General features: G+C 34.5%; 5 protein-coding genes and 1 other annotated feature. Of the genes, 1 reads left to right on the top strand and 4 read right to left on the bottom strand.

The genetic code is table 11. The annotated features are described in order from the left end of the window. On the bottom strand, positions 1–862 hold an 862-nt coding region (locus tag AC1DJR_RS23260; RefSeq protein ID WP_477003605.1), incomplete at its 3' end, for a homoserine dehydrogenase. Between the two features lie 155 nt (positions 863–1,017). Next, positions 1,018–1,249 (bottom strand) — a binding site (T-box leader). Positions 1,250–1,485: 236 nt separating this feature from the next. Continuing rightward, positions 1,486–2,124 carry a pyridoxamine 5'-phosphate oxidase family protein gene (locus AC1DJR_RS23255; RefSeq protein ID WP_477003604.1) on the bottom strand — a complete coding sequence of 213 codons (639 nt, stop codon included), beginning with the start codon at positions 2,122–2,124 and terminating at the stop codon, positions 1,486–1,488. An 81-nt stretch (positions 2,125–2,205) separates the two neighbouring features. Between AC1DJR_RS23255 and AC1DJR_RS23250 the strand changes: the two genes are divergently transcribed. Further along, positions 2,206–2,814, top strand: a complete 609-nt coding sequence (locus tag AC1DJR_RS23250; protein WP_002086146.1) for an NUDIX hydrolase — start codon at positions 2,206–2,208, stop codon at positions 2,812–2,814. A gap of 64 nt (positions 2,815–2,878) precedes the next feature. Here AC1DJR_RS23250 and AC1DJR_RS23245 read toward each other — a convergent pair whose 3' ends face one another. After that, positions 2,879–3,709 carry a peptidoglycan-N-acetylglucosamine deacetylase gene (locus tag AC1DJR_RS23245; protein WP_477003603.1) on the bottom strand — a complete coding sequence of 277 codons (831 nt, stop codon included), beginning with the start codon at positions 3,707–3,709 and terminating at the stop codon, positions 2,879–2,881. 160 nt (positions 3,710–3,869) lie between these two features. Then, on the bottom strand, positions 3,870–4,278 hold a 409-nt coding region (locus AC1DJR_RS23240), incomplete at its 5' end, for an aminoglycoside 6-adenylyltransferase (RefSeq protein ID WP_477003602.1).

The raw sequence follows: 4,278 nt of genomic DNA, 5'->3' as shown, positions 1-4,278 counted from the left end.
GAACATACACCGCATTRAATTCATTATTMACATTYGATARCGGATGATGRYKTGGTAATAAAGTCGGTTCTACACTTAAGTGAATGGATGATCCTTGTTTTTCAGCTTTACCAATTAATTTCATWGTAAATCCTAATTTTTCGGCCATCTCTAAATCTTCTTTTTCAACCTTTCGAATACCTCTAACTTGAACATCATCTAAAGAAACATTCATCGAAAAACCTAAGTTTGCAAGAATTGCTACCTTTCTCGCRGCRTCTAGYCCATCTACATCCGCTGTCGGATCTGATTCTGCAAACCCTAATTTTTGCGCTTCCTGTAAAGCCTCTTCATACGACCATCCATTTTGACTCATCTTTGTTAACATATAATTTGTTGTTCCATTTACGATTCCCATTATTTTTTCAATTTGATCTGAAGCTAGCCCGTCTGATAATCCTCTTAATATTGGAATCCCACCTGCTACACTCGCTTCGTAACATAGGTCACATTCATTTTTATTTGCCAGTTGCAGAAGCTCCGCACCATATACRGCCATTAAATCTTTATTTGCTGTTACGACATGTTTCTTACTTTGYAAAGCCTTMACAATATGCTCTTTCGCTTCTTCAATTCCGCCCATTACCTCTACTACAATATCAATATTTGAATCATTTAGAACTTCATCGACATTACTTGTTACTACGATTCCATCAATGCAAACATCACGTTCCTTTTCCAAATCACGTACAACGACTGTCTTTACCTTTACTTCATATCCTGTATCAAGAGTGATTTTTTTATAATGTTCTTTCAAAACATGGACAACACCACTTCCGACAGTACCTAACCCTAATACCCCAACATTAATAACATTATTCATTTTCTAATCTCCTCCTAAATAGTTTAATTGTTACACCTGTGAATCACCTTACTCTGCTTTTTAATCATGCAGGTGGTGGTTATTTCCGTACGTACTAATCGTTTCATGTTACCGCACCTCCTTTCAAAGTAATAAAAAAACACACTCATCCCTAGGAAAGGGACGAATGTGTTTTCGTGGTTCCACCCTTGTTCCAACCTAGACTTACTTTCTTCTAGATTGCTCAAGTTCAGATAACGGCTGATACCGTCAATAATTACTAGATTACTCGTTCACTATTGAAGTTCAAAGGTGGTAAGATCATTTTTCGTGTTAGGAAGCTCACAGCCTTGTCTTCCCTCTCTGTAAACCGTAAAAATCATCTCATGTCCTTATCGTTACTTTTTCGTTCATGTCTATTTGTTAACTTATTATAGTTATCAACTTTTTAAAAAGCAAGCCTATTTTTCTTCACAATTTTTAAGAATATGAATAATTATATTTTAAAATAACAAATCATCTAATACAGATTTATTCTCTTGCACATATATTCATCACATACAAATTAACAATATTCATAGTTAAAGTCTCACTCTAAAACGTTTAGAGTTTCATACTTCAACACTATATTTAAAAAATAATTTTTAATACAATCTTTCCCTATAACTTTCTTCTAAAGAACGTGCAACWTCCTCTTCTGAAGCATTCACTTTCGCATGCTCYAWTAACATYTTCGSTGCTGAAGGTAGCTCTKTTTTATTTAACCAYGAYTCTGGATCCCACATTTTTGAACGWATAAAAGCTTTTGCACAATGRATATAGCATTCTTCTATTTCAACAACAATTCCAAGTAACGGATTGCGTCCATTCGCCTGCATTTCTTTCAAAATTTCTTCATCGTTCGTAATATATGCTTTACCGTTTATTCGGAGTGTTTCCCCAAGACCCGGAATAAAAAAGATTAACCCTACGCGCGAATTTGAAATTATATTTAAAATAGAGTCTATACGACGATTACCCGGTCTTTCTGGGATGATAATTTTATTTTCATTTAATACATATACAAATCCAGGTGCGTCTCCCCTCGGCGAAGCATCACACTCTCCGAATTTATTTGCAGTAGATAATACTAGAAAAGGCGATTTAGACAGGAAATCTACACAATGGTGATCAAGTGATGAAATAACTTTTTTCAAAGCCCGTTCACTTGGTTGCCCCAATATTTGTCTTAATTCTTCCTCAGTTGAAATTATTGATTTTATTTCCTTATTCTCTATCTTCACTAATAATCACTCCTTTTTCTTTATTTTCCCAAAATTCAATACAAATATTGTATAATAAAATTTGCAGAAAGGGGAATTAAAATGACAGAGTGGTTAACAATATTTGATCCTGAAAGAAATACACTTGGAAAGAAATTACGTGATGACGTGCATCGTGACGGTGATTGGCACGAAACATTTCATTGCTGGTTTGTAGAAAAAGATGCTGAGGATATGTTCTTATATTTCCAATTACGCTCTAATAATAAAAAAGAAGCTCCGGGTATATGGGATATTACATCCGCCGGACATATTATGCATGATGAAGATGTACTAATTGGCGGTCTACGTGAAATTGAGGAAGAACTGGGTCTTTCCTTCCAAACGAATGATTTAACATACAAAGGAATCTATAAAATAGATTATGAAATTTCAAGCCTTACTGATCGTGAGTTTTGTCATATGTATTTCCACAATGTAATAAAACCACTTCCATTTGCACCAGGTGAAGAAGTAGACGATGTGATGAAAGTACATGCGACTTCTTTTCTACAACTATTAAGAAGAGAGATTTCATCTTTAACGACTAATTCTGTTTTAAACAATAATCCGATAACGATAACATTTGAAGATATTTATCCTTATGATCTTGAATACTATGAATTTGTTATAGTGCAAGGACAAGAATCGCTAAACAAAAATAGTTTATAAAAAAATAGGACTCCCAGCTTATCATTATACTATACAACTCTTAAAATCCCAATTATTAACATTTTCATTTTCTCTCTTTAGATGTCTGGAACATACTTGGAAGTGTTACAAAACGTGCCCCTTTCGTTTTTAACTGCGGAATGATTTTGTCTAGTGCATCGACAGATCCTTGCAAATGTCCACCTGGAGTCGAATGTTGAAGTATGACACTTCCTGGAAATGAATTCCCTAGCACATTATTTGTAATCGTATCAGCACTTACCCCTTTCCAATCAACTGTATCAACACTCCACTGTACAATCATAAAATTTTGCTCTGTCGCCCACTTCAATTGATTTTCAAGTATTTCACCGTATGGTGGACGTATAAACTTCGGTGCATAACCAGCTAAATGATTTAATATTTCTTCCGTTTTTATAATTTGATTACGGTATTCAGCCTCATTTACTTTCGCTAAATTCGGATGATTATACGTATGGTTACCAATTACATGCCCTTCATTCGCGATACGCTTTACTACATTCGGAAACTTTTCTGCATTTTCACCAAGTAAGAAAAAAGTAGCTTTTACATTATATTGTTTTAACTTATCTAAAATTTTTGGCGTAAATACTAAATCTGGTCCATCATCAAATGTAAGAGCYACTTCYGCTTTATTGTATGGTCCTGAAAATGCATACGCATATTTTTCRRYCCAYGAAAAWGGTGTCCATGACCCYCGATYCTCTTCCTTCACTTTGACTTGATCATTTTGCGGAACATTTAATACATACGGCACTGCGTCTATATAGTTTCCATAATAAAATGAATGATATGGCATATAAGCATACGAAACATTTCGTTCTAGTCCCCAATGAAATGGAACGAACATTTCTGGTGCGTAAAAATAATACATGATAAAAACCTCCCTAAAATTTCATATGTGATTCATCTGTACTTTGTTAGAGAAATTCTTATTCATGAACAAAAATAAGACTGTCCGTAATTAGGACAGTCTTACTGCTTTATACAATTAATAAAGTGAAACTTTAATCAGTGGGGGTTTTACTGCCCGTTTATGCGGGATAAATCGATGTACTATCTTTCGGCAAAACTTTCACATGTTTTAAATAGCTTGTCACTTTGTCATCATCATCTTGCGGGTATTGATATCCATATGTGTTAGCAATTTCGTTCGCAACTTCCCTAAACAGATCTCCCATTACAAAAAATGACTGCCATATATTTTCATATTCTGCATTTGAAAATGTCTTTYTAAAYTGCTCCCASRYATCTTTTTCAAMATATTGYTCGAAATGCTTWCCAAACTTYCCGGYATTMACTGTAAAMTTTGTTTTCATACCRATATGCCAYTCTAGCATTACGATTAACATATCACGCATTGGGCCTTCAAGCATTCCTTTCGCATAAGAAAGTTCCTCGCGCCACAATCCTTTTCCTACATTTGTACTGCACCACCAAAAT

It is taken from the genome of Bacillus sp. 05T31 (assembly GCF_056396725.1).
Note: the sequence above shows the minus strand (reverse complement) of the source record. Positions and strands in the feature narration are given on the sequence as shown.